The organism is Shewanella piezotolerans WP3, from assembly GCF_000014885.1.
Lineage (GTDB): Bacteria > Pseudomonadota > Gammaproteobacteria > Enterobacterales > Shewanellaceae > Shewanella > Shewanella piezotolerans.
This window is the reverse complement of the sequence record NC_011566.1, coordinates 5,245,905-5,270,568: the sequence shown is the minus strand read 5'-3', so window position 1 is coordinate 5,270,568 and position 24,664 is coordinate 5,245,905. Positions and strand designations below refer to the sequence as shown.

The window sequence follows — 24,664 nt, the reverse complement described above, 5'->3', positions numbered from 1 at the left end:
GTTAACGGATTAGTAATATGGCGGCGAGAGTGATAAATACTCCGCCGCTAGTGCGATCAAACCAATGTAGCTTATTACTTGATTTTAGCGTCGGCGCGAGCACATTTGCCATGCAGGCATAAATCATTACAAAACTAAAATCGACTACAGCCCAGGTGATTGCAAGAATAGCTAATTGTGGGCCTTGTGGAGCTGTGATATCGATGAACTGTGGAAACAGAGCTGCAAAAAATAGTAGATCTTTAGGATTGCTTATCCCCACTAAAAAGGCTTGTTTAAACAGTTGATAAGGCTGACCAGTTCCCTTGGTACGCTCTAGCTTTAACCCTTGTCCATCAGCTTTAGTCAGCAGCAACTTAACACCAAGAAACAGTAAGTAGGCTCCGCCACACCATTTCAATATAGTAAATCCATATTCCGTAGCATTTAACAGGGCACCTAAGCCGGCAGCCGATGCCATCATTAGAATCAGTGCTGATGTTACGCTACCAAAAGCGGTCGCTACACTACGGCTTTTACCGTAATGGATGCCATGGCCCATAGACAGAACAGCCATAGTGCCTGGGGAGATGGCAATCAGTAGAATGGCGAAGAGGTACAGCAGCCAAGTATCAATGCTCATAATATTTTATACAATGTCTGAAAACTGGCTGCACTATAACGGGCTATTTAGCTTTAAGCAATTAAGCTCATACAGATTGGTATTAACTTTTAAAATCGGGAATGACTTTTGGGTGGCGACCTTTAATAGAGCGGTAAAACTTGATGATATGTTCCATGTCATGTTGAATGTCATTTGTAGTCTGCATCCCTTCTGGTATAACGACCGTTTTATTATCAAAATCGAGTCCAACTGTGATGATCGGTACCTGAGCTTTATTGGCTATATGGTAAAACCCCGTTTTCCAGCGGGTAACTGGGCTGCGAGTGCCCTCTGGTGCAAGTGCTAAGCTAAAGTGAGAATTAGATTTAAATAGATCAACGACAGCATCTACTAGGTTGTTATTTTTAGATCTGTCTACTGGAGTGCCGCCGATAGCGCGGAAGAACCAGCCCCATGGTGCAATGAAAAGTTGATGCTTACCGAGAAAGTTAATTTTTGCACCTAGCGCACCACGAGCTAAAACACCAATGATGAAGTCCCAGTTACTGGTGTGTGGACCTACGATGGCAACATATTGATGATCGGTTGGCAGTGTACCAGCTATTTTCCAGCCACTGACTTTTAGCAAACCTTTGCAAAATGATTGAAACATAAGATCAAACCGCCTAGCTATTTTTATAAGTATTATTGTTTTCTGTGACTTTTACCAATGAGCCTGCATAATTGGTAACAAGATCTTAGATGTGTAATTGGGTATAGTACACCCAATCACCTGAGTGTGGAGAGAGCCATGTTTAAAAAAGGAATTAGCGTTTTACTGTTATGTGTAGCATTCAGTGTAAATGCAGTACCGACCGATGATATTGCAAGTATATTGGAGCAGCAAGAAGCGGCGTGGAACCGCGGCGATCTTGATGCTTATATGCAAGGGTATTGGAATAATGAGCAGATGCGTTTTGTCTCTAATGGTAAGTTCCGTTATGGCTGGGAAGAAACACTGGCAGCCTACAAAAAGCATTACCCAGACAAGGCGACCTTAGGCCATCTTACATTTACAATTAAAGAGACTAAGATGCTCAGCAACTACGCAGCAATAGTGGTTGGACGATGGTCTCTTGAGCGTGTTAAAGACAATCCAAATGGCGTGTTCACTTTGTTAGTGGAGAAGATAGATGATCGTTGGGTGATAACCCACGACCATACTTCCGATTAGGTTAAATGCCCAGTCGTTATATTTTGAGGTTGAATGGTAAAGTCATCACGGCCGAGGTTCCTGCCTTTACCGTCATAGCGCACTTCTGAAAAGAGCACTTTCCCGTGTTTATCTTTCATTATTATCGTGGTCGAGCGGGTACCATATTCATGGTGCTGAATGTAGATCGAAGATAAGTGCCGCTCCCATTCTAAACTAACACCTGTCTGCGGTAGCTCATCATCGGGGGCTTGTGTACCATCAGTCATGATTGCCAGTAAGTCTTCGATATTGGGGTCTTTGTTTGTCGTGATATGGGATTCGATGGCTTGACTCCCTCGGGCCATCTTTGGCCAAATATCATCAAGGGCGCCATTGCTGATGGAATGAAATCCATGGCTTAATTGCGAGTATCGTTTTAGTCGACTGTCGAAACAGTAAAGCGCTTGTTCATCACCAAAGAGCAAGTTGAATGGATTATAGAAAGGGCTATATCGCTGCAACCATGCTTCATCTAATTCGCTGCTAGATAGCGCTTTTATGACTAGTTCGCCGCGACTTTTCATATCGGACTGAATCAGTTCGGGGTCACGAATATTGGTGAGCCCCGCTACTGCACCTCGTTGGTTGACACCAAGCCAAGTCCCGCCCGCTTCAAGATCTTTACCTGCAAGTAGTTGCTCATTATCATGCCAAAAATGAGCTGCCTCGGTAGGGCGGTGATGAAACTCATCTCGATTAGCGCAAATAATGAGTGGATATTCAGCGTGTGCTTTTAAAGCGACAAATAGAATGCACATAAGCCAACTTCAGATAAAGTGATAAATACAGACTAATACTCATTAGTAGGAAAAGCTATTAAGCGATTAGCCATTTATAATTTAATGGTGATGCCCATGATCATGAGAGTGTTTATGAGCATGTGGTTTGGCTTTGTGTAGCATTAAGCGGCTCATGAACTTGCGTGGTCCTAGGCGCAGTAGGCTGGCAGCAAACAGAATGGCAACAACCCAAAGGCTTGCCGTGTTAAGCAGGTTGGGTAAGTGCCCAAGTGCTTGCCATTGGGGATGAATCCACTCGATAACAGCTAAGAGTGCCAATAGCAGCAATAAAAGTACCGCTCTTTGTGGCCAGTTCATAAGTTTTAACTGCGCAAAATTGATAATGGGAGCTGCAATCAAAGGCAGCATTACAGCTGTTGTTGTCCAGCCGCTATAGGCTAGTGAGAGTGAAAGCACGGCAGCGCCAAGGTTGCAAAAGCGCATAGGTAAAAAGACTAAAAGCAACACTGCAACTTGAACGATAGGGCTAGATAAGGGCACAGCAGGGTGACCAATTAGATTCGCTAAAATGAGGCTTAATACAATCCAAGGCGCGCTACGGTCGACGAGATGAGCAAAGCCAAAACGTATCGCTGAGTTGGGCACTGAGTCATGTGGGTCGGTTGGCTCTACTTTACTCATAGTCAGTAGTGCGCCTATCAATAGCACGGCAACGGCTTGGAACATTGCAAAAATAGGTCCGAGCAACAGGCCTGTAATGATGATGGCTTCCGGACCTAATAATCGCTGCAGCCAGCGTTGGCCAAGCGACTCATTTTTAGGCGACAAACCAAAGTGAAATCGAAGGCTCGCAACGGCATAGCTGAGCAACAAGATTGGCGCAATGGTCAGCATCCAATCTAATAGGTGTTCAGTTGAATGGCTATGACTGTGGTGATGATCATGGCCGCCAGAGTCCATCATTAACAGTAAAAATAATAAACCTATACCGAGTAAGCTGCCGATCCCTGCTTGATATTCAAACTTACCTTGCGTATCAGTATTGGGCTGTCCATGGGGCTGATGCAATACAACATGTAAGATTGAACCAGTAACAAAGGCTTGTAAATAAACGGTATTTTCAAGACTTAAGTGAGAAAGCAGTTGCTCGCCAGCAAAATAACCGACTCCGGTTAATAACATCATTCCAGCTAAAACGATCATAGCCCAGCGGCTGCCGACTTGTGGCTTCAATAACCACCAGATAGCGACGCCGACGGGTAATCGGTGCAAGATAATGCCTAGTGCAAGTAATGGTGAGTTTCCATCTTGTTGGGCTAAAATCATTGCTCCACCATCAGTAATGGTGTGTAGCAGTAAGCCCCCAATGCCAAGAATAAGGGTTAGATTGTGGGTAACTTCTGAATAGCGATGAAATAAGCGCTCACTTAGGGTGGGGCCCCAGATCCCAATGACCACAAATACAATTGCAAGAAAACCACCGTGCTCGAGCAGCTCAGGTAAAATATGGATCAGCACTAATCCACCCAAAGAAACGAATATAAATCCGTCTAGGCCTTTTTGTAACCCAGTTCCCGATGAAAAAAATCGGTAAAATAAGGGCCCTAATAGTAGTGCGATACAGCTAGCTAAGAGATACAGCATGGAGATTCCATTTCAAACCGCGAGAGCGAAAAAGCGCCATAGTATACCAGTGTTAAGGTTAATTGGCAGAGCGATAAGTTGAATTTACATTGATATATTCTCGATGAGAAATTCATGTTAATTGTGAGTGGATCCGCAGCAAGTGCAAATATTTTATAACTTTTTGTTAGCTTTGTCGTAAAACATAATAGACTACTCTCCTAATTCAGTAACTAGGCGTCCTTTAATCTATGGATACTTTCTCTGCAGCCGTTATGCTGTTTCTAATCATGGACCCATTAGGCAACTTGCCGATATTTGCCTCCATATTACGCCATATAGAACCTAAAAAACGTCGTCGGGTTTTGATCCGCGAACTGCTATTTGCCCTAGTCATCATGCTGTTGTTTCTGTTTGCAGGAGAAGCGATTCTAAATTTTCTCAATTTGCGTTCTGAATCTGTGAGTATTGCAGGCGGTATTATCCTGTTTTTAATCGCGATACGGATGATTTTCCCACAACCTGGTGGTGTTGTTGGTCTAGCGGCTGGGGAAGAGCCTTTTATTGTTCCCATGGCGATCCCATTAATGGCGGGGCCGTCGGTACTTGCTGCGCTTATTTTACTGGCTCATACCGACGGTAGTCGTATGATGGACTGGACAGTTGCTCTGCTTGCAGCATGGGGATTAAGCGCTATTATTTTACTGTTTTATAAAGTCTTTACTAAAGTATTAGGTGAGAAAGGGCTCACTGCAGTAGAGCGCTTAATGGGGATGGTGCTGGTGATGATCTCGGTGCAGATGTTCCTAGACGGCGTGGCAAGTTATATGAAAGCACTGTAACGGCTAAACCTAAGTGATTGATGCGGTCATAGGCCATTTCAATCACTTTCTATCAAGCTTACCAAAGATACAAATGTTGCAGAACAATTATTAGACTGTAATACTCTGAATATAATATTCAAAAATAACAATAATTATGCTTACTTGTCTGTTTCTTTGTGCTGTTAGTCTGACTTCAATCGATTCTACTGATTATCAAAATTTGCTGCCCTATCAAGGTGTGCCAACTTCGATGGAGCAAAGAGATAATAAAAAAAATCTCAGTATTGGTTCTGTCTATGTTGATCAAGGTGCTTGGCATGGCTTTCATCTACCTAACAATGCTGAATATTACGGCAGCTTCACCGGACCTCTATTCATTGCTCAAGAGTATAGTTTGCACCTTAGTGATAGCCTGCAGCGCTTACAACTCATCAATGTGACCACTGATGAGTTTATTTCATTTGATAGTGCGGCGAGTGTCGATATTCACAGCCAGCCTGATGGGTTAGTGCAAACCTATATTTGGTCTGATAAAAAAGTCAGTTTAAGGCTCAGTTATAGCGACAATCGCACCGCCACAGTGATGACTGAGCTGACCAACCTTTCAAATCGCGAGCAACAGTGGCAGCTAGTCTGGCGAGGTCAGCCCTTTGCTAGCCACCCAGAACAGCCACAGCAATCACTTATAGCTGAGGTTGAATCAACTGATAATCAAGTGAATTGGCATTTCAAGCCTGTGATGCAAACCTGGCGTATGCAGTTGGCTGATGCGCAGTATCAATTGTGGTTTGACCGTGACATGTCGATAAGAATTAATGCTCAATCAGGATACCTGGCTATCGCAGAACCGGTAACTATAGCGGCCAAAAAATCTCACCTATTTAAAAGTGCACAACGTTACTTTCATACTGCCCAAGAGGCAAAAGCTCATGGTGAGCCAGATTGGAACTTGATTGAACAACAGCTTGCGGACAATAAGCGTCGTTGGCAGAGCAGAATGGATAAGCTTATTGATGGTGGCGATAAAATCGCTCGTCAACTTGCAGTTAAGAGCATGCAAACCATCATACATAATTGGCGCAGTCCAGCTGGTGCATTGCTGCATGATGGCATAACTCCCTCAATCACCTATAAGTGGTTTAACGGCGTATGGGCGTGGGACACCTGGAAGCAAGCCGTTGCAGTCGCTAGATTTGAGCCAGAACTGGCCAAATCGAACGTACTGGCGATGTTTGATTATCAATTTACCGAACAAGATGAAGTGCGACCTCAAGATGCTGGCAACCTTCCGGATGCCATTTTCTATAATAAAGATTCACAGCGAGGTGGCGAAGGCGGTAATTGGAACGAACGCAATGGCAAGCCTCCATTAGCTGCCTGGGCGGTATGGCAGATCTTCCAACAAGATAATGATATTGAATTCATTAAAACTATGTACCCAAAATTGGTTGCTTACCATCAATGGTGGTATCGCAATCGTGATAATAATGACAATGGTTTAGCTGAGTATGGTGCTAATCTTCACCCCGCTCACATTAGTGAAGACGGCTCGCTAAATGTTGAAGCTATTATCGAGGCTGCTGCGTGGGAGTCTGGCATGGATAATGCGCCGAGATTTGATGCGGATGCTAGTCTACAGGTTTGGCAAAACTACCAAGGTGGAGAGTTAGTGGGGTACTCAGTGTCGCAAGAGTCTGTTGACCTGAATGCATATCTGTATGCAGAAAAGCGCTTTTTACAACAGATGGCTGAAGTACTTGAGCTTAATGCTGATGCCCAAAAGTGGGATGTTGAGGCTGAGCGCCTCGCTAAGCAGATCCAAATGCAGATGTATGATCCTGAGTCAGGCTTCTTCTATGATATCCGTTATAGTGCGACAGGCAGCGAGCTGATGATCGACAAGGGTAAAGGTGTCGAAGGATGGTTGCCCTTATGGGCTGGTGTAGCCTCTAAAGCGCAAGCTAAAATCATGGTTGAGCGACACCTAACTGCAGATGAGTTCGGCAGCAAAATTCCATTTCCAACAGTGAGTGTTGATAGCCCCAGTTTTGCCGCTGCGCAATACTGGCGAGGTCCGGTATGGCTAGACCAAGCATTATTTGGTTTACAAGGTATTGCACGCTATGGCTATCATGAACAGGCACAATCATTAGCATTGCAACTAGTGATTGAGGGAGAGGGTATCATTGGTCAAAGCGCTATTAGAGAAAACTATCATCCACTTACGGGGAAAGGCTTACATTGCACTAACTTTAGTTGGTCTGCGTCGGTACTGCTTTTGATCTACGACACTTGGTTAAAGCAATCTGAAGAGTATCGAGTTGATAGCTCATTATAAGGTGATTGCCGCTAGGTTAACTGTCGTAATTGCGGCTTATCTCTTACTAAAGATAATCTGTTTGCGCAGATCAAGCGTATAGCAAGTCATTAACTATTTTCAGCTTTGATTTGGGCGGCAATTCTATACTGCAGCCCTTTTCTAGCATGTTATCGGGATAAATAGATAAATAAAGTTGAAAACTATTTCGCAACAATGCGGTCTGATTATTGATAGAAAGTTAAATTTTATCTTTATTGAGCTTTACAGGCAGTTGGAAATAGCAACAGATGGAGTAGGTAGCATGAAAGTTTTAGTCCGGAACAGTGTCATTATTAGCTTTCTTGTTAGTAGTTTTTTTGTCATGAATATCGCCTTAGCTGCACCATTGAATAGCATAACGGCAGATGCCAATATCGTTGATAAAGAGCGAGTGCTCTATTGGTTGATCAAACGTGGCGAAGTTGCTTCAAATGCATCGCAAGCTGAAAAAGAACAGGCTGTTGAAGCTTTTATTGCCCGTTCTAAGGGGCCTAAAAGAATATCTCTTCAAGAAGCAAGGTTTGAAGCTTCCCGCGCTAAAAAAGGTAAAAAGACTAATAAATTGGTCAGCTTTGCCGCACCACAAGCGCAATCGATTACTAATAAGACGGTTAAAGTATTAGCAGTACTCGTAGATTTCCCCGATCTTCCTCATAATGATAACGGTTTAAGCAGCAGTGATACCTCAATGTATTACAGCTCTTATCCCCCGGAGCATTACAAAAATTTGTTGTTCTCGACTAGCGGTTACGCTGGACCAACTGGGCAAACATTGATGACAGGCTATGAATACTATCAGGCAGAATCAGGTGGGAGTTTCTTTTTTACAGGCGATGTAAAAGGCTGGTATCGCGCCGCGAATAACGCTGCGACATACGGCGGTAATGACAGTACTGATAATGATATCGGCGCGCTTGATTTAGTTAAAGAGGCTATAACTGCAGCCGTTGCGCAGATGAGTAGTAGCGAATTGGCAACTTACGATATTGAAGATCCCTATGATATTAATGGCAACGGCAACTTTGATGAGCCAGATGGCGCAATCGATCATGTGATGATTTTCCATTCCAGTATCGGTGAGGAAACAGGTGGTGGCATGCTAGGTGCCGATGCTATTTGGTCCCACCGTTCATCTATTAACCCTTATACCATCCCTGGTAGCAGCATGATGCTGAGTAGCTACACTATTCAACCCATAGATGCGGCATTGGGTGTATGCGTACATGAGTTTGGACATGATCTGGGCTTGCCAGACGAATACGATATTAGTGGTGAAGGCAAAGGCTCTCCTGTGGGCTTATGGTCTGTGATGGCTTCTGGTAGCTGGGGCGGTGCGATAAGAGGTACTGAGCCTACAGGGTTTAGCCCCTATGCGCGTTCGTATTTGCAAGAGCGGTATCAAGGTAATTGGGTTTCAGAACAAAAACTACAGCTCAGTGCGCTAGATTCAAGCGGATTGGATGTGGCGTTAGTTGAAGCGGTTAATCATCAGCAGGTCAACCAGATCTCAATGGCTGTTCCAGCTATGCCTCTAGCATTCACACCGCCTTACCGCGGCGACTATCAGTTCTACTCAGATCAGGGGGACATGATAAATCATGCAATGTCATTTGATGTCGAGTTACCAGCAGTAACACCATTAACATTACTGATGAAAGCGCATTGGAATATTGAGCTTGATTATGACTATGCACAGGTGATGGTTGACGGCACTGCTCTGGCAGGAAATTACACCAAAGCAAGTAATTCGCAAAACTCCGCTCGCAATATTATCACGGGGAAATCGAGCGAACTCGCGGCGGCAGAAGGGAGTGAGAGTTGGGTTGAGCTAGAATATGACCTGAGCCCATATGCCGGCCGCACCGTGCAGCTATCGATCAACTACGTGACCGATCAGGCTGTTGGTGATTACGGTATTGTTATTGACGATATTACCATTAACCAAGCACAGACTCAGGTGCTATTTAATGGTGCTGAAAATACTACTGACACTGTATTTGCGGGTTTTTTACGTGTCACTGATACTCGTCCAGGTAAAGATCGCCGTTACATCGTGCAGCTACGTAGCCAACAAGGGGTGGACAAGGGCCTAATTAGCCAGCGCTATGACCCTGGTGTATTACTATGGTTTGAGAATGAAGATTACAACAGCAACGAAGTTAGCAAACATGCAGGCTACAGCTTAATTGGTGTGGTGGATGCGGACCAAAACTTAATTGGTAATTTAGATACTGAAGTGCAAGTTCGCGATGCTGCATTTAGCTTGTTTAATCAGTCTTTTTACAGCACAGGAACGATAGAAGATGAACATTTGTCAGGCCATAAGCTGTTTGAAGATTCTAATGATTATTCGGCACCGTTGCAGCCTGAATCAGGAATGGTACTGACAGAGCTTGGTATTTCAATGGAAGTGATGGCACAAGCTGAAGATAGCAGCACTGCAATGGTGAAATTTACCTATACAGGCAATGCAGTTGCACCAGGAGAGCTTAGCGCAACTATTTCTCAAAATCAGCAAGGAGGCCAGGTTAGCTTTACTGCCAATGTCAGTGGCGGGGATGGGAATTATCAATACGCGTGGGATTTTGGTGTAAATAATGCTACTAGTACTTTAGCTGCGCCCAGCTATACATATGCCAATGCGGGTAGCTATTTAGTGACTCTAACTGTTACCGATGGTAATGGTACTGAATTCACCAATAGCACTACAGTTATTGTGCATGCAGTACTTGATGCTGGATTTACATTTACTGCGAGTGGTTTATCGGTAACATTTAACAATACATCGTCAGGTGGAAGTGGTGAACTCAGTTATCTATGGCAATTTGGCGATGGAGCAACAAGCACTGGTGTATCTCCTTCACATACTTACACTGCTGGAAGTTATACTGTGACGCTCACAGTGACAGATGACCAAGGTCAAAGCAGTGTTATGACTGCAGTGATAAATGTTGCTGCTGCAGAGACAAGCACCCAAAAGAGCAGTTCAGGCTCTGGTGGGGGGAGTTTAGGAGTATTGTCATTATTGCTTTTATGCGTGTTTGCCGGTTATCGGCGTCAGCAAAGATAAAAAGTAAGGGCAGCCACTATTGTTAGTGATAGTGGCTGCCCAATATAGGATGTGGCTATTTACCAAGAGCAGTTATGGCTTGCTGAGCTGCGGGTAGGAATATCTCACTGACAATAAGCTGCTCCTGAGCATGATCGAAGTAACGTCGACGTCCCCAAAGTTCACTGCTGACATCTTGATCTAAAGATTCTGCGAGTTTCGCTATTTTGCTACAAGCTTCAAAATGTGCGACTTCAATTTTTCCTGGAGTAAACTCATCCTTTGAATAGAGTAATTCGCCTAATGGTCTGACACCCAACCCCAAAAATTCTTGCTGTTTTTTTTCAAGTAAGCGCCCGGGAATAAGCGTTCTAGCAAAAATCCAAGGAATGCCATCAAGTATCAGTAATACTTCCCTAATCCAGACTTGTTGCTGAGTTGGGTACTCATCAGTCAGCGGTGATAATGTATCTTCACCAAGCACTTTCACTTCAAACACTTGGCATTGTGTTTTCAGTTTTTTAGTTAAGCTGCTGCTGCTTAATAGCCAGTCTTTAAAAGGTGGTGAGGGCAAGTTGGTCATTTTGTCTGGTGAAATCCACTTAATTGATTCACCATAAGGAAAGCTTAACCTAGTCACAGTCATCTAATTCTCGGTACAATGCTAGAACCGAAGCAGTCTAGCATGTCAATGCCGACTCAGATAGCCGTTGCTGGTTGAACTGATGGGACTACTTGAAAAGAAAACTGATTGAGAAGCTATCTCATCTTATATTGACGACGGAGTCATTTTCCAAATGAGAATATTTATTGCGATACTACTCTTAGGCTTGAGTAGCAGCTTTAGCCTATTTGCAGCAGACGACAAGCCGCTAGAGGAGTACGCCTATTACGGATTCGAGCCTGAAATCGTTACTAACTATATATCGAACCGAAACAAGCTTGGTTATGTCAGGATCAGTGTCGAGCTAATGGTTAAAAAGCCAGAAGACTTGGTTAGCTTAGAAAGGCATGATCCTTTGCTGCGTGCTGCAATCGTGGAGATCTTAGGCAATCAAACCGAAGACAAGGTGAAATCACTAACAGGCAAAGAGGAGATTAGGCGTGAATGCTACAAAATGGTCAATCGCCTTTTAGAGCAAGAAACCGGTAAAGAATTGGTAGTGAACCTGCTGTTTACCAAGTATCTTTACGATTAATTTCGCTGTCCAGCTTAACTGTACGGCGCTGAGTAAACATGAATAAAACAGATAGCAAGCTGACTCCAATCGCTTCAACAAAAGCGACCCCAAAACTCAATAAGGGGATGCACCCGCGTAACCTTCACAATGCAGGTTATGATTTTGAAGCGCTTATTAGCAGTTTTAATGAGCTTAAACCGTTTGTTAGCCGTAACGATTTTGGTAATTTGTCGATAGATTTCGCCTCTCCTAAAGCAGTAAAAGCGCTTAATGCTGCGTTGCTCAAGCACCATTACGGGGTGGATAACTGGGATATACCTGAAGGGTTTTTATGCCCACCGATCCCGGGGCGTGCTGACTATATTCATCATATTGCAGATCTACTTGCGGTAAAAAAGTCATCTAAAAATAAGATCCCCAAAGGCGACAAAATTACTGTATTAGATATAGGCACAGGCGCAAATGTCATCTACCCGCTGCTTGGAGTCCAATCTTACGGCTGGCAGTTTGTCGGTAGTGATGTTGACCCAGCCTCACTTGAAAATGCGCAGCAGATCTTTGCTAAAAACCCAGGGATAAGTGGTAAATTTAGTTGCCGATTACAAGGTAATACGCAGCATGTATTCAACGGGATTATCAACAAAGACGATCGTTTCGATGTTACTTTATGTAATCCCCCCTTTCATGCGTCTCTTGCTGAAGCCAGTGCTGGCACGGCACGAAAGTTAACTAATTTGGCGGCTAATCGTGCTGCTAAATCGGGAAGCAAAGCAACCAAGAAAACGGCAAATATAGAGACTGCAGTACTCAATTTTGGTGGACAGAAAGCCGAGCTTTGGTGTGAAGGCGGCGAAAGGCAGTTTCTCAGCAACATGATCAGCGAAAGCCGAAGCTATGCTAGCCAGTGTTTTTGGTTCACGAGTTTAATCTCTAAAAAAGAAAATTTGAAACCTGCTCAAGCTTTACTTCAGAAAGTCAACGCCCATCAAGTGAAGGTGATTGAGATGCATCAAGGCAGCAAAATTACCCGTATTTTGGCGTGGACTTTTTTAACACAAGAGCAGCAGCAGTTATGGCTGCAGTATCGTGAGCTATTTTAGTTGAGTCGGCTGCTTATGGTTAACAGCAATTAAAGACTGAAATAACTGGCATTAGCATTTCAATTTATTCAGAACTTGGCCTAGACTCATACCAATGTGATTGAGTTAATTGGACTTAGTTGTGAACTTCAGACTGGAAAACTTACTAATAGAGTTGGAGTTATACCTGCAAAAACCTGAGGTGAGAGCATCTCAGGCGGAGTTAGCGCGCTTAATTAGTGATGATTTTATGGAGTTTGCTGCTAGCGGCTGCAGTTTTGGTAAAAGTGAAGTGCTTTCACGCTTACCAGATGAACGTGCGCCGCATATTGAAACTAGCCATTTTGAAGTGAGAGAACTCACGGAAGGGGTTTGTCAGATTTTTTATCGTGCAAAGCTTAAAAAAGCGGATGAGAACATCACCAGCTTTTCTATACGGAGTTCAATTTGGCGTAAACATAAGGAGGCGTGGCAAATGGTGTTTCACCAAGGCACGCCTTGTAGACCATTTTGATGCTTTGTCCCACCTTTACATAGGCTTATGCTTGTCCATTCCAAATAATTTTTCCACAGTCCGTTAAATCGTAGCCACCTAATGTCGCTGCTAATTGCTGTGATTGGGGTTCGGCTAGTAAGTTGAATAACCGTTGCAACTGACGTCTAAAGTAGATCCCTTGTGGCATTACGAAGTCAAAAGATTCTGTCACTAACGGCACAAAGCTCAAACCACTTTCAAGTGCAACGGACTGGCAACCAAAGCCAATATCAGCGTCATTACGGGCGATATAACCTGCTAATTCCCGCTCACTTTGAGCAACTAAGCTTGAGTTTAGCTGCTCAAATGTAGCCCCTTGCTTCATTAGCCATTGTTCTAAATGTTGCTGACTACCTGCACCTGCTTGTCTTGCAACCCAGCGCCAAGACTGTTGGGATATTTTGTCCAACTCCTGGCAGCGATGATGCATATCCGAGCGCATCATCAATCCTTGTTTACGGGTATAGCCATGCACCATCACCCATTGCTGATGGTTTGCATAGCCTTGCAGTAATGCTGGATGGCGCACGCCGCGCTCTTCAACACTGCCCCAGTGGAGAGTACACACATCGGCATAGCCGCGAGAAAGCAGATCTAATCCTAAGCGTGAGCCAGTAGAGCTGTAGCTAATCAATTCACTCTTACCGACTTGCGACATCATGCGAGCAACTAACATGGATAGCAGAGGATCATCGCTGCCGGTTATGTGCATTCGATCTGAGAGCATACCGCTATGGCAAGAATCCATGACCCAACGGTCAATTAATATTTTAGGGAACAGCCATTTTCCGGTGATTTTCGTCGCGGGTAAAATGCGATCATTCGCCATGGAATAGACTTTTTTCTCATTTAAATCTAAATATTCAGAGACCTGTCTGGCACTCATGTAGATAAGCTCTGTAGGCTCAGTCATTGTGATTCCTTGTGGCGAAAACCGTTGTTGCTTGTTGATGTGAGTGATTAAATTGCATCAAATTCAATGTTTTCTGCGCCGTTATAAACCAAGAAGTGACGGCCTTTGGCTCGGGCGATCATCGTGATCCCAAGCTTCTGTGCGAGTTCAAGCCCCATTTGGGTGGCTCCACTTCGGGAAAGCAGCACTGGAATGCCCATCTTGGCAACTTTAATCACCATCTCTGAAGTTAGCCGCCCAGTTGTGTAAAACAGCTTGTTATGACCAATGTCTTGCTTTAACCACATCTCACCTGCCAATGTATCAACGGCATTATGGCGACCAACATCTTCTACAAACCCTTTTATTTGGTCACCTTGGCATAAACCGCAACCATGCACCGCACCTGCATTTTTGTAGGTTTCGTTATAGGCACTGATATTCTTAAGCAGGCTATAGATCATGCTTTGCTTTATTTGTGGTGTTGGCAGGTTTATCTCATCGAGACCCGCCATAAAACCACCATATACAGTGCCTTGACCACAGCCTGAAGTGACTGTCTTTTCGGAGAGCTTTTCATCTAAGTCATCGGTTTTTTCACTAGTGAGGATAGCTGCGGAGTTTACATCCCAATCGACAATGACAGATTCGAGTTGACTTAAGTCAGAGATAAAGCCCTGATTTTTAAGGTAACCCAAAGACAAAGCTTCCGCTCTGGCTCCTAAAGTCATTAAGGTTACTATTGGGCGCCAATTCAAATAAACCGTAAGTGGGCGTTCACAAGCAATAAATTTATCGACCTGTTCACCCTTTTCGTTGACGGCTTTGACCGCAATAGTAAGCGGAACTTCGGTGTCAGTTTTGATTAAAGTTGGGTTGCTCTTGTTTGCTGTCATAAGACCCGTCATCAGTTATGAGATTTCAATTACCTTTATTGGTAAGCAATATCTGTACCTAATTTTAGAGGAGGATAAGTTAGCTGCAGATCACACTTATCGAGTTAGAGTCGCCCTTTTATGTCCTATTGCAGATTGCGTTTTAGACAAAATGTCCTAGTCTTTGGTGGGAATAGTTGATCTAGTTCAAATTATTTTATTGTTATTGCATGGCACACATATTGCTTTGTTAGAGGAGTATCTATTTAGTTGGACTGTCATTTAGGCAGCCATCTCAGGCAAGACGGAGACTGAATGCAACATACCGAAAGCCAATGGCCAATGTACGTTTCTCTAAAAAAAATTGAGAAGCAAGTCGGAAGATGGACCTCAGTACAGTGGGAAGTCGATCAAATGCTTCCTGCCACCCACGCCGCACCAGAAGGTGCAAGACTCGTCTTGCTTGAGCTGCATAAAGACGAGCGCGGCAGTTACCGTATCAATATTGATATGGATAACGCCATGTTATACATCGTTTGTGACGAAAACCTCGAGGGGGACTGGATCCCCGCCGCTATCTCAGCAGATCAAAACGTTGCAGCTGGCTGTCTAGAGGGCGATACCCCAGTACTCAATATCCCTATGCCACAAGCTATTGCTTGCTGGATTGAAGCGTTTATTACTCGCCATGGTGAAGTTGAAATTAGAGCCCATCGTCGTCAAAAGCATGTTAATCGCCGAAAGAATGAAGGCCCAAGCACCAACCATTTAGCAGGTAACTCATGAGTGGCTTGTTGTCGCGCTGGAACCTGCGCCGACAAAAAGTAGAGCAGGAAGCTGAAGCCGATTTCGAAGCGCTAGATGCTACTGAAGTACAGGTTGAAACCGAAGAGGTTATTGATACTGCTACGGTAGAAGCTGATGGCACTAGTGTTGATACGGTCGAATCTAATGAAGATAAACTGCTTACGGCAGAAGATCTCCCTGACCCCGAAAAAATTGAAGTCGGTGGTAGCTTTGCTAGCTTCATGGGCGCCAATGTCGATCCAGCCGCTAAGTCTGCTGCATTAAAGGCGCTGTGGAAGCAACCACATTACAGCGAAATTGATGGGTTGCTTGAGTATGCTCTCGATTATAGCAATCAACCTAAGTTATCTGCCGATGTATCGGCTGAATTAGCCAAGAAAGTATTCCGCCATGTTGTTAAAGATAAAGACGATGAGGAGGAGAACGAAGAGGCTTTGGCACTCGAGTCAGATGAGATGACCAGTACCGAAGAAGCTGTTCAAGCTGAAGTTGTTAGCGATACCGAATCGGTATCGGACATTTTGGACGGTGAAGATGAGCACCTGTCCCAAAATGAACCAGAACACCAAGACGTTACTAATAAGAAAGTTGTTTAACGTCACTATAGAGTGTTTTTAATTCCACAAATTTGGTATGTGAATTGCTGTATCTAGGGTAAAGCTGGCGTGATTGATAAGCGCAACAAATAAACAGCGACTATACGTACAGAAACAGCCAAAGAACTGTTCAGGAACGCAATGTGAGCAATCGTGAAACACAAGTTGGACTCAAAGAGGTTCGACAGCAGGTCCTTGCTGGGACACAGGTTATTCAAAACCTAATCCCACCGACCGTAAGTTATACCACCGAGGGCAATGTGCTCGTTATCGGGCCGGAAGATTTGGCACGTTTAGCAGCTGACAAATTGTCCCATATGGGCAAGTGTGCCATTTTAGCTAATGAAGCTATTACTAGCCAAGATGAAGCGCATCTTGAGCGGGTTATGAATGCCGCTGAAGATGTTGAAAGTTACTATAACAAGCTTATAGAGATAAAAGGCTTTCTTGGTCAGTTTCAAGTTAAAGTCGAGCACGAAGAGGGGAACGCTGACCTAAGTGTTGTGGCGATTCGTAAAGCCCATTTCGATCTCATTCTTGATCTCAGCATGAGCCCATGCATTAACCTAGAGATGCTACCGCCAGGCTATTTTTATGTCGGCCAAGATGAAGCCAAACTAGCTGAAGCACTGGAACAGTTACCTGATCTTATCGGTGAGTTCGATAAGCCGCGTTATGTGAAGGTCAATAGTGAGATCTGTGCTCACAGTCGCAATGGCAACGAAGGCTGTAATCGCTGTTTGAATTTCTGCCCCGCAGATGCAATCGCCAGTGTTGAGAAGAAAATCGAAATCGATCCTTACCTTTGCCATGGTGCGGGGAGTTGTACTAATGCCTGCCCAACGGGTGCAATTAGTTATGACTTGCCGACACCACAGTCAATGCACACTTACCTCAATAAATTGGTGACACGCTTCCGCTCACAGGCGCAAGTGGCACCAGTGGTGTTGTTTCATGACATTGGAAAAGGGGCTGAGTTAGTCACTGACCAACTTGCGGGCGAAATCATTCCTGTAAAGATGGAAGAGATTACCGTTGCTAGCATTGATCACTGGATGTCGTCACTGGCATGGGGCGCACGCCAGATCTTAATCCTTAATACAGACGCCACTGCGCCAACACTAACCCAGATGCTCAATGGTGAACTAGCGTTAGCCAATGACATTCTTGATGAGATGGGTCAGCCACGTCGTATAAGTTTAATCACCGAAAACCACTTAACCGAAGCCGGTGCAGACGAACTTTCAGAGCTGTTAACCACTAGTGCTAGCTGGCCAGTGATTGTTCCTGCTGCATTTGCTGCGACGACTAAGCGCGAGACAATTTATGCCGCGGTTGATCACCTAAATGAGCAGGCGGCATCTGTCGATACCTGCTTATCTCAAAGCAATATCCCTTATGGCCGAGTTAGCGTTAATACCGAGAGCTGCACCTTGTGCATGTCTTGTGTCGCAACTTGCCCTACTGGTGCGTTAACTGACGGTGGTGACCTACCTGCACTACACTTTGTTGAACAAGACTGTGTGCAATGCGGTTTATGTGACGCGGGCTGCCCGGAAAAAGTTATTAGTTTAACGCCGCAGGTTAACTTCGATAAAGCCTCGCGCCAAGCACGTCAGACCTTACATGAGGAAGCCCCGTTTGAATGTATTACTTGCGGCACACCGTTCGCAACGCAATCCATGGTCAAACGGATGTTAGAAGTGGTAGGAACCCACAGTGCCTTCAGTGCCAACACAGAGCGATTGAAAATGTGTGGCGACTGTCGTGTAAAAGACATGTTTGAAGACATTCTTCAAGATCCTGAAAAGCAACTGCGATAAGAGTTTAGCCATGACCGAATTAGTAAGAGAAGTTTCAGAAAATGACCAGCTAAGAGCCGATATCTATCAGTTACTAGCCGCACTATTACGTCGCCAGCCAAGCACAGAGTTATTGCAGTTCTTAGCAGGCTTAGATATTGACGCTAACGATGATAGCGACATGACTAAAGCTTGGGTTGGACTCAAGTTGGCAGCAGAGCAATTTACTAGCGAGCAGCTAGAGGATGAGTATTTTAATATCTTCCTCGGCGTGGGTAGCGGTGAAATCCTGCCTTACGGTAGCTGGTTTATGACAGGTTCATTGATGGATAAACCATTAGCCTTATTACGTAACGACCTTATGCAGCTTGGTTTCGAGCGTGAAGAGGAAGTGAAAGAGCCAGAAGATCATGTGGCTGCTTTATGTGAAGTAATGGGCACTTTGATTTTAGAAGCACCTGGATACCGCCAGCTAGCTTTCTATCAACGTCACATGGGCAGCTGGATTGCACGTTTTTGCGATTCATTAGCGAAAACGCCAAGTGCGGCGTTTTATGCCACGGTAGCGGAACTTGCTAAAGCATTTTTTGTTATCGAAGCCAATGAGTTTGAACAGTTAAGTTTAAATATTCCTGTTAACTGCCCAGGCAGCGAAGCGGAAAAGATTGAACCAAGCACTAACGAGCTAGCTTCTTAATTAGCTTGCTAGTGTAGGCAGTATTTACACCTGTTAAGCAATTTGTTTGGCAGGTGTAGACAAAAAATAGGGCGTTTTCCCTAACTTAATCGAGTGATGCGTTTAGTGACTTAAACCAATCATCTCAATATCTGTAATCCAAAGGAGACACTATGAAGAAGCAAGCTTCCGATATGGGTCGTCGTCAGTTGCTAAAAGCATTGGCTATTGGCAGCGCCGCAGGCGTTGTGGCGACAGCTAGTGGTCAAGCGATGGCTGCGACACCTGAAGTTGCCCCCGCTGCTAAAGGCGATGGCTACCAAGAGTCCGATCATGTTCGTAGTTATTACGCCTCGTTACGCACTAAATAAGCGCAACGTAGTCAATAATTAAAGGAGAGTGTGTGATGCGATTAACCCGCAAAACAGACCAAGCAGCTAGCAGTAATAAGGCTGTCTTAGGTTTAAACCGCCGTCAATTCCTCAAGTCTGCGAGTCTCGCGACAGGTGGTATTGCTGCGGCATCAATGCTTGGCGCAGGAATGATGCGAAAAGCAGAAGCTAAAGATGTACCCCATAGCGCGCCAACAGAAGTTAAACGTACTATCTGTTCTCACTGTTCAGTTGGTTGTGGTATTTACGCTGAAGTGCAAAATGGTGTGTGGACAGGCCAAGAACCTGCATTCGACCATCCGTTTAATGCTGGTGGACACTGTGCAAAAGGTGCTGCGCTACGTGAGCATGGTCATGGTGAGAAGCGTCTTAAGTATCCAATGAAGCTTGAAGGCGGAAAGTGGAAGCGACTTTCATGGGATCAAGCGATTGAAGAAGTTGGTCAAAAAGCACTAGATATCCGTAAAGAGTCCGGTCCAGATTCTGTATTCTTCATGGGTAGTGCTAAGTTCTCAAACGAACAGGCCTATATGTACCGCAAATTTGCTGCGATGTGGGGCACGAACAACGTCGACCACTCAGCACGTATTTGTCACTCTACCACTGTAGCTGGTGTTGCAAACACTTGGGGTTACGGTGCGCAAACCAACTCTTTCAACGATATTCGCAATGCCAAAGCCATGATGTTCATCGGCTCAAATCCTTGTGAAGCTCACCCTGTTGCAATGCAGCATATTTTGGAAGGTAAAGAGCGCGGCGCGAAAATCATCGTTGTCGATCCTCGATTCACCCGAACTGCAGCTAAGTCTGACGAGTTCGTGCATATTCGTCCTGGTACGGATATTCCTTTCATCTATGGTCTGTTATGGCACATCTTTGAAAATGGTTGGGAAGACAAGACCTTTATCGCCCAGCGTGTTTACGGCATGGAACGTATCCGTGAAGAGGTTAAGAAGTTTGACCCTGCTGAAGTAGAGAATGTTGTCGGTGTACCGAAAGAGCAGATGTACCGCGTAGCTAAGCTTTTAGCTGAAACTAAGCCTGGTACAGTTGTTTGGTGTATGGGTGGTACTCAGCATCACGTCGGTAACGCGAATACGCGTTCATACTGCATCTTACAGTTAGCCCTTGGTAACATGGGTGTTCCAGGTGGTGGAACGAACATCTTCCGTGGTCACGATAACGTACAGGGCGCAACTGACTTTGGTCTATTGTTCGATACTCTGCCGGGTTATTACGGCTTGAAGACGGGGTCTTGGAAGCACTGGTGTAACGTTTGGGACTTAGATTATGAGTGGGTTAAGAACCGCTTCGATCAAGAGCAACGCTTAGGCCAAGATCCAATGACTTCAACGGGTATCCCATGTTCACGTTGGCATGATGGTGTACTTGAAGATAAGTCTAAGATTGCGCAGAAAGATAACATTCGCATGTCATTTTTCTGGGGCCAATCAGTTAATACTGAAACCCGTGGTCGTGAAGTGCGTGACGCATTGAACAAGATGGATACCGTGGTTGTTGTGGATCCATTCCCAACAATGGCTGGTGTGATGCACGAACGTACCGACGGTGTGTACTTACTGCCTGCATCGACACAGTTTGAAACTTACGGTTCGGTATCCGCATCTAACCGTTCACTTCAGTGGCGTACCCAAGTTATTGAACCACTATTCGAGTCTAAGCCTGACCATGTGATCATGTACAAGCTGGCTAAGAAGTGGGGTATCGAAGGAGAGTTCTGTAAGCATATTAAAGTCAATGGCGATGAGCCATTGATTGAAGATATGACACGCGAATTCAACAAAGGCATGTGGACCATTGGTTACACGGGTCAAAGTCCTGAGCGTTTGAAAATGCACCAAGAAAACTGGGGCACCTTCGATATTAAATCTCTTGAAGCACCAGGTGGTCCAGCTCGAGGTGAAACTTACGGTTTACCTTGGCCTTGTTGGGGCACGCCTGAGATGAAGCATCCTGGCTCTCAAATCTTGTACCGTACTGGCCGTGAAGTTAAAAACGGTGGTGGTAACTTCCGTGCTCGTTATGGTGTTGAACATAACGGTAATAACATCTTGGCTGAAGGCTCTTACTCGAAAGGCAGTGAGATCAAAGATGGTTATCCAGAGTTTACCGACAAGATGCTTAAGCAACTTGGCTGGTGGGATGATCTGACCGCTGAAGAGAAAGTTGCCGCTGAAGGCAAGAACTGGAAAACCGATATTTCAGGTGGTATCCAGCGTGTGGCGATTAAGCATGGCTGTATTCCCTACGGTAACGCAAAAGCGCGTTGTATCGTTTGGAACTTCCCTGATGATATCCCGCTGCATCGTGAACCACTTTATACGCCACGTCGTGACTTGGTCTCTAAGTACCCAACTTACGAAGATCGTATGGTTGCACGCCTACCAACCCTTTATAAGTCTATTCAAGAAGTGGACTTTGCTAAGGACTTCCCACTTGCAGTAACAACGGGTCGACTCGTTGAGTACGAAGGTGGTGGTGAAGAGACGCGTTCTAATCCATGGCTTGCAGAATTACAGCAAGAGATGTTTATCGAGATCAACCCTGCTGATGCAGCCGATCGCGGTTTACGTGATGGTGACGATGTGTTCGTTCATAGTCCAGAAGGGGCGAAAATCACAGTTAAGGCGATGGTAACTCCACGAGTTATCGCTGGTGAATGTTTCATGCCATACCACTTCGCGGGTGTATTCGAAGGCAAGAGCCTAGAGAAAAACTACCCAGAAGGTACAGTTCCTTATGTTATTGGCGAATCTGCTAATACCGTAATGACCTACGGTTATGACGTTGTGACTCAGATGCAAGAGACTAAGTCTAGCTTGTGTCAGATCAGTAAAGCCTAATTAACTTGATGAGGAGATAAGCCATTATGGCAGTCATGAAATTCTTATGTGACACCAAACGCTGCATCGAGTGTAACGGTTGTGTCACTGCTTGTAAAAACGAAAACGATGCCGCGCTAGAGTGGGGCATTCAACGTCGTCGTGTAGTCACTATCAATGATGGTGAACCAGGTGAAGCCTCAATTTCAGTGGCATGTATGCACTGTACTGATGCACCGTGTATGGCAGTCTGTCCAGCAGACTGTTTCTACCGTACCGAAGACGGCATTGTCCTTCACAACAAAGATACCTGTATCGGTTGTGGGTACTGCTTCTATGCTTGTCCTTTTGGAGCACCTCAGTTCCCTAAGAAGACAGCATTTGGTAGTCGTGGCAAGATGGATAAGTGTACTTTCTGTGCCGGTGGCCCAGAAGAGACACATTCAGATGCTGAGCGTCAGAAGTATGGTGCAAACCGTATTGCCGAAGGTAAATTACCAATGTGTGCGGAGCTTTGTGCAACCAAAGCACTGTTAGCGGGCGATGCTGGTGTAGTATCTGATATCTACCGTGAGCGTATTGCTGCTAGAGGAAACCCTGGTGCGATATGGGGTTACACCCCAACGACGGGCTAGGGCTGAATAGGGCTATGCACTTTGGTGCATAGCCTAATTAAGGAGTGAATATGTCTATGAAATCACTGCGCAGCTTGTTCGCAATGCTAGTTATCCCGCTCTTTTTTGCGATGGGGTTGGGATTAAGCACATCAGCAATAGCGGCGGATGAGCAAAATAGCCAACAGCAAGCGGGTAAAACCAGTGAAGCTGATCTTTGGCGCGCGGTAAAAGCGGGTGACTCAGGTTTTACAACAGCCCAAGGTATTGAACCTGGAGTACTGATCAACGTTGTAGGTAACCAAGGTAAAGATGTTAGAAACGAGTATTTAACTCCAGTAATGGGGATCGCCGTCGTCGGTGTATTTGTAGCGTTTCTATTTTTCTATCTGTTGAACGGCCCTTCAAAGTTAAGTAAGGGTTTTTCTGGGAAAATGGTATTGCGTTGGTCAAAAGCTGACTTATGGATCCATTGGGTATTGGCATCATCTTGCATGGTATTGATCTTTACGGGTCTAAATATCATGTTAGGCAAACATGTGTTGCAACCTTATATCGGAGAGGGCCTTTGGGCTAGCTTGATTTATGGTAGTAAGTTCATTCACGACTGGGTCGGACCAATCTTTATTGTGTCTTGGGTCTTGTGTGTTGTGAAGTGGATGCCGATGCAGACTTTCAAAATGTACGATCTTAAATGGTTTTTAGTGGTTGGTGGTTATATCAACTTCGGTCCATTTAAAGGTCAGCATCCTGATAGTGGATTTGCTAATGCTGGCGAAAAGATGTGGTTTTGGACGTTAACTATTTTTGGTTTGTTCATTGCGGCATCAGGATTAATGTTGGTTTTGCCAGGTCTTGAGCTACCACGTGAAGCATCAATGGCTGCACTGCTGATTCATGCGATTAGTGCCATTATCATTATCGCTTTTACCATCGTACATATTTGGATGGCGACGGTATTGAGTGAAGGTGGTATGGAGTGCATGGTGTCTGGTTATTGTGATGAAAACTGGGCTGCTCAGCACCACAACGTTTGGTATGATGAGATCAAAGAGAATAACTCAATTGTCTATAAAGACTAATTAAGATTCTTTGTTAAAAACGCCTCGACATTGTCGAGGCGTTTTTGTTTCTAATCGCATCAAGTATGTCATCGATTAAAAGCTCCCGACTCCATTTTAAATGAATAAAGATTGTTATTATTGTGGATAGATATCTACTTTTTACGATGATATGGCTCTTCAGCAAAACGGTGATTTTAACGAGGATTAAACCACTTGGTTTTATGCCTGTATCGAAGGAAAGTTTTGACCTCTATTTAACGCCTATTAGTGATCACCATTGCCGTTATTGAGCACTATGTTTAGCCCTGTTAATTAGCAATCATTCTCAGTTGGAACTATCAGTAACCCGCTGTAGTTGTTACATTTTGTTAAACATTTTTAGAGGCGTATTCCAGTTAATTTTAGCGTCGTTTATCAGCCTGTTTTTAGCAAACACGTTCAGGTTAACACTTCTTGAAAAATCTGCACTTATCTGCCGTTTTTACCCTGTTTAGATCAACTTTTATAACAACATTTTTCTTTATATTTAGCGGGCAATTTGTTGGGTGCTTTTTATCGATGGATATGGTCCATTTTTTAGGGTCACTTATTAACATGCTGTTAACGCGGCAAACGTGGCAAAAAGTAGAAAGCACCTTGATATATAACCAGAGTATTCCGTTCTACCAGGAGTAAAGATGAAGAAGCAACAGCCTGATCTGAACCGCAGATCTTTGCTGAAAGCGCTCACTATTGGTGGCACCGCAGGTGTCGCAATCGCCGCAACAGGCGTGAGTGTAGCTCAAGCAAGTGAAAACAATGTCAGCACTAAGAGTGCTAATGGCTATCAAGAGACTGCACATATTCGCAGTTATTACAATAGCTTACGCGGCTAG

Annotated in this window: 23 protein-coding genes; 16 read left to right on the top strand and 7 right to left on the bottom strand. The window is 44.6% G+C overall.

Annotated elements, in window-relative coordinates; genetic code table 11:
* Position 1: 1 nt before the first annotated feature.
* Together SWP_RS22365 and SWP_RS22360 are read right to left on the bottom strand one after the other, a co-directional pair.
* Positions 2–622 (bottom strand): LysE family translocator, encoded by a 621-nt coding sequence (locus SWP_RS22365; RefSeq protein WP_020914993.1) that lies wholly within the window; start codon positions 620–622, stop codon positions 2–4.
* 82 nt (positions 623–704) lie between these two features.
* Positions 705–1,256, bottom strand: coding sequence for a lysophospholipid acyltransferase family protein (locus SWP_RS22360; protein ID WP_020914992.1), 552 nt, complete (start codon positions 1,254–1,256; stop codon positions 705–707).
* A 138-nt stretch (positions 1,257–1,394) separates the two neighbouring features.
* Here SWP_RS22360 and SWP_RS22355 point away from each other — a divergent pair, with 138 nt between their 5' ends.
* Positions 1,395–1,817 carry a YybH family protein gene (locus tag SWP_RS22355; protein WP_020914991.1) on the top strand — a complete coding sequence of 141 codons (423 nt, stop codon included), beginning with the start codon at positions 1,395–1,397 and terminating at the stop codon, positions 1,815–1,817.
* Here SWP_RS22355 and SWP_RS22350 read toward each other — a convergent pair.
* Together SWP_RS22350 and SWP_RS22345 are read right to left on the bottom strand one after the other, a co-directional pair.
* Positions 1,814–2,596 (bottom strand): NRDE family protein, encoded by a 783-nt coding sequence (locus SWP_RS22350; RefSeq protein WP_020914990.1) that lies wholly within the window; start codon positions 2,594–2,596, stop codon positions 1,814–1,816. The two genes, SWP_RS22355 and SWP_RS22350, sit on opposite strands and share 4 nt — an antisense overlap.
* An 81-nt stretch (positions 2,597–2,677) precedes the next feature.
* Positions 2,678–4,222, bottom strand: a complete 1,545-nt coding sequence (locus SWP_RS22345) for a hypothetical protein (protein ID WP_020914989.1) — start codon at positions 4,220–4,222, stop codon at positions 2,678–2,680.
* 230 nt (positions 4,223–4,452) lie between these two features.
* Between SWP_RS22345 and SWP_RS22340 the strand changes: the two genes are divergently transcribed.
* The 3 genes from SWP_RS22340 (at position 4,453) to SWP_RS22330 (ending at position 10,454) form a co-directional block, all read left to right on the top strand.
* Entirely contained in the window at positions 4,453–5,043 is a 591-nt protein-coding gene (locus tag SWP_RS22340; RefSeq protein ID WP_020914988.1) for a YhgN family NAAT transporter, read from the top strand.
* Between the two features lie 136 nt (positions 5,044–5,179).
* Positions 5,180–7,363 (top strand): MGH1-like glycoside hydrolase domain-containing protein, encoded by a 2,184-nt coding sequence (locus SWP_RS22335; RefSeq protein WP_020914987.1) that lies wholly within the window; start codon positions 5,180–5,182, stop codon positions 7,361–7,363.
* Between the two features lie 283 nt (positions 7,364–7,646).
* The gene (locus SWP_RS22330) at positions 7,647–10,454 is read left to right on the top strand and encodes an immune inhibitor A domain-containing protein (RefSeq protein ID WP_020914986.1); all 2,808 of its coding nucleotides are present in this window, start codon (positions 7,647–7,649) and stop codon (positions 10,452–10,454) included.
* 55 nt (positions 10,455–10,509) lie between these two features.
* On the opposite strand, the gene SWP_RS22325 is transcribed toward SWP_RS22330, so the two are convergent.
* Complete coding sequence (locus SWP_RS22325; protein WP_044556194.1) at positions 10,510–11,079, bottom strand: chorismate--pyruvate lyase family protein; 570 nt, start codon at positions 11,077–11,079, stop codon at positions 10,510–10,512.
* A gap of 151 nt (positions 11,080–11,230) precedes the next feature.
* Between SWP_RS22325 and SWP_RS22320 the strand changes: the two genes are divergently transcribed.
* From SWP_RS22320 to SWP_RS22310, 3 genes are all read left to right on the top strand, one after another.
* Positions 11,231–11,632: a flagellar basal body-associated protein FliL gene (locus SWP_RS22320; protein ID WP_020914984.1), complete on the top strand. Its 402-nt coding sequence runs from the start codon at positions 11,231–11,233 to the stop codon at positions 11,630–11,632.
* A 38-nt stretch (positions 11,633–11,670) separates the two neighbouring features.
* Positions 11,671–12,714: a 23S rRNA (adenine(1618)-N(6))-methyltransferase RlmF gene (gene rlmF, locus SWP_RS22315; RefSeq protein WP_044556193.1), complete on the top strand. Its 1,044-nt coding sequence runs from the start codon at positions 11,671–11,673 to the stop codon at positions 12,712–12,714.
* A 121-nt stretch (positions 12,715–12,835) separates the two neighbouring features.
* Positions 12,836–13,207 (top strand): nuclear transport factor 2 family protein, encoded by a 372-nt coding sequence (locus SWP_RS22310; RefSeq protein ID WP_048908481.1) that lies wholly within the window; start codon positions 12,836–12,838, stop codon positions 13,205–13,207.
* Between the two features lie 25 nt (positions 13,208–13,232).
* Here the strand turns inward: SWP_RS22310 and SWP_RS22305 are convergent, their stop codons facing one another.
* Together SWP_RS22305 and SWP_RS22300 are read right to left on the bottom strand one after the other, a co-directional pair.
* Positions 13,233–14,141: a helix-turn-helix transcriptional regulator gene (locus tag SWP_RS22305; protein WP_020914980.1), complete on the bottom strand. Its 909-nt coding sequence runs from the start codon at positions 14,139–14,141 to the stop codon at positions 13,233–13,235.
* A gap of 47 nt (positions 14,142–14,188) precedes the next feature.
* Positions 14,189–15,016, bottom strand: coding sequence for a formate dehydrogenase accessory sulfurtransferase FdhD (locus tag SWP_RS22300; RefSeq protein ID WP_228371094.1), 828 nt, complete (start codon positions 15,014–15,016; stop codon positions 14,189–14,191).
* Between the two features lie 294 nt (positions 15,017–15,310).
* Between SWP_RS22300 and SWP_RS22295 the strand changes: the two genes are divergently transcribed.
* From SWP_RS22295 to SWP_RS22255, 9 genes are all read left to right on the top strand, one after another.
* Positions 15,311–15,781 carry a DUF3305 domain-containing protein gene (locus SWP_RS22295; RefSeq protein ID WP_020914977.1) on the top strand — a complete coding sequence of 157 codons (471 nt, stop codon included), beginning with the start codon at positions 15,311–15,313 and terminating at the stop codon, positions 15,779–15,781.
* On the top strand, positions 15,778–16,398 hold the full coding sequence (locus tag SWP_RS22290; RefSeq protein WP_020914976.1) for a DUF3306 domain-containing protein: 621 nt from the start codon (positions 15,778–15,780) through the stop codon (positions 16,396–16,398). Before SWP_RS22295 ends, SWP_RS22290 begins: the two co-directional genes overlap by 4 nt.
* Positions 16,399–16,541: 143 nt before the next feature.
* Complete coding sequence (locus SWP_RS22285; RefSeq protein ID WP_020914975.1) at positions 16,542–18,221, top strand: 4Fe-4S binding protein; 1,680 nt, start codon at positions 16,542–16,544, stop codon at positions 18,219–18,221.
* A gap of 10 nt (positions 18,222–18,231) precedes the next feature.
* Positions 18,232–18,897, top strand: coding sequence for a TorD/DmsD family molecular chaperone (locus SWP_RS22280; RefSeq protein ID WP_020914974.1), 666 nt, complete (start codon positions 18,232–18,234; stop codon positions 18,895–18,897).
* A 152-nt stretch (positions 18,898–19,049) separates the two neighbouring features.
* Positions 19,050–19,247, top strand: a complete 198-nt coding sequence (locus SWP_RS22275; protein ID WP_020914973.1) for a twin-arginine translocation signal domain-containing protein — start codon at positions 19,050–19,052, stop codon at positions 19,245–19,247.
* A 35-nt stretch (positions 19,248–19,282) separates the two neighbouring features.
* Entirely contained in the window at positions 19,283–22,132 is a 2,850-nt protein-coding gene (locus SWP_RS22270; RefSeq protein ID WP_020914972.1) for a formate dehydrogenase subunit alpha, read from the top strand.
* Between the two features lie 26 nt (positions 22,133–22,158).
* Entirely contained in the window at positions 22,159–22,746 is a 588-nt protein-coding gene (gene fdh3B, locus SWP_RS22265) for a formate dehydrogenase FDH3 subunit beta (RefSeq protein ID WP_020914971.1), read from the top strand.
* Between the two features lie 50 nt (positions 22,747–22,796).
* Positions 22,797–23,807: a formate dehydrogenase subunit gamma gene (locus SWP_RS22260; protein WP_020914970.1), complete on the top strand. Its 1,011-nt coding sequence runs from the start codon at positions 22,797–22,799 to the stop codon at positions 23,805–23,807.
* Positions 23,808–24,466: 659 nt separating this feature from the next.
* Positions 24,467–24,664 (top strand): twin-arginine translocation signal domain-containing protein, encoded by a 198-nt coding sequence (locus tag SWP_RS22255; RefSeq protein ID WP_020914969.1) that lies wholly within the window; start codon positions 24,467–24,469, stop codon positions 24,662–24,664.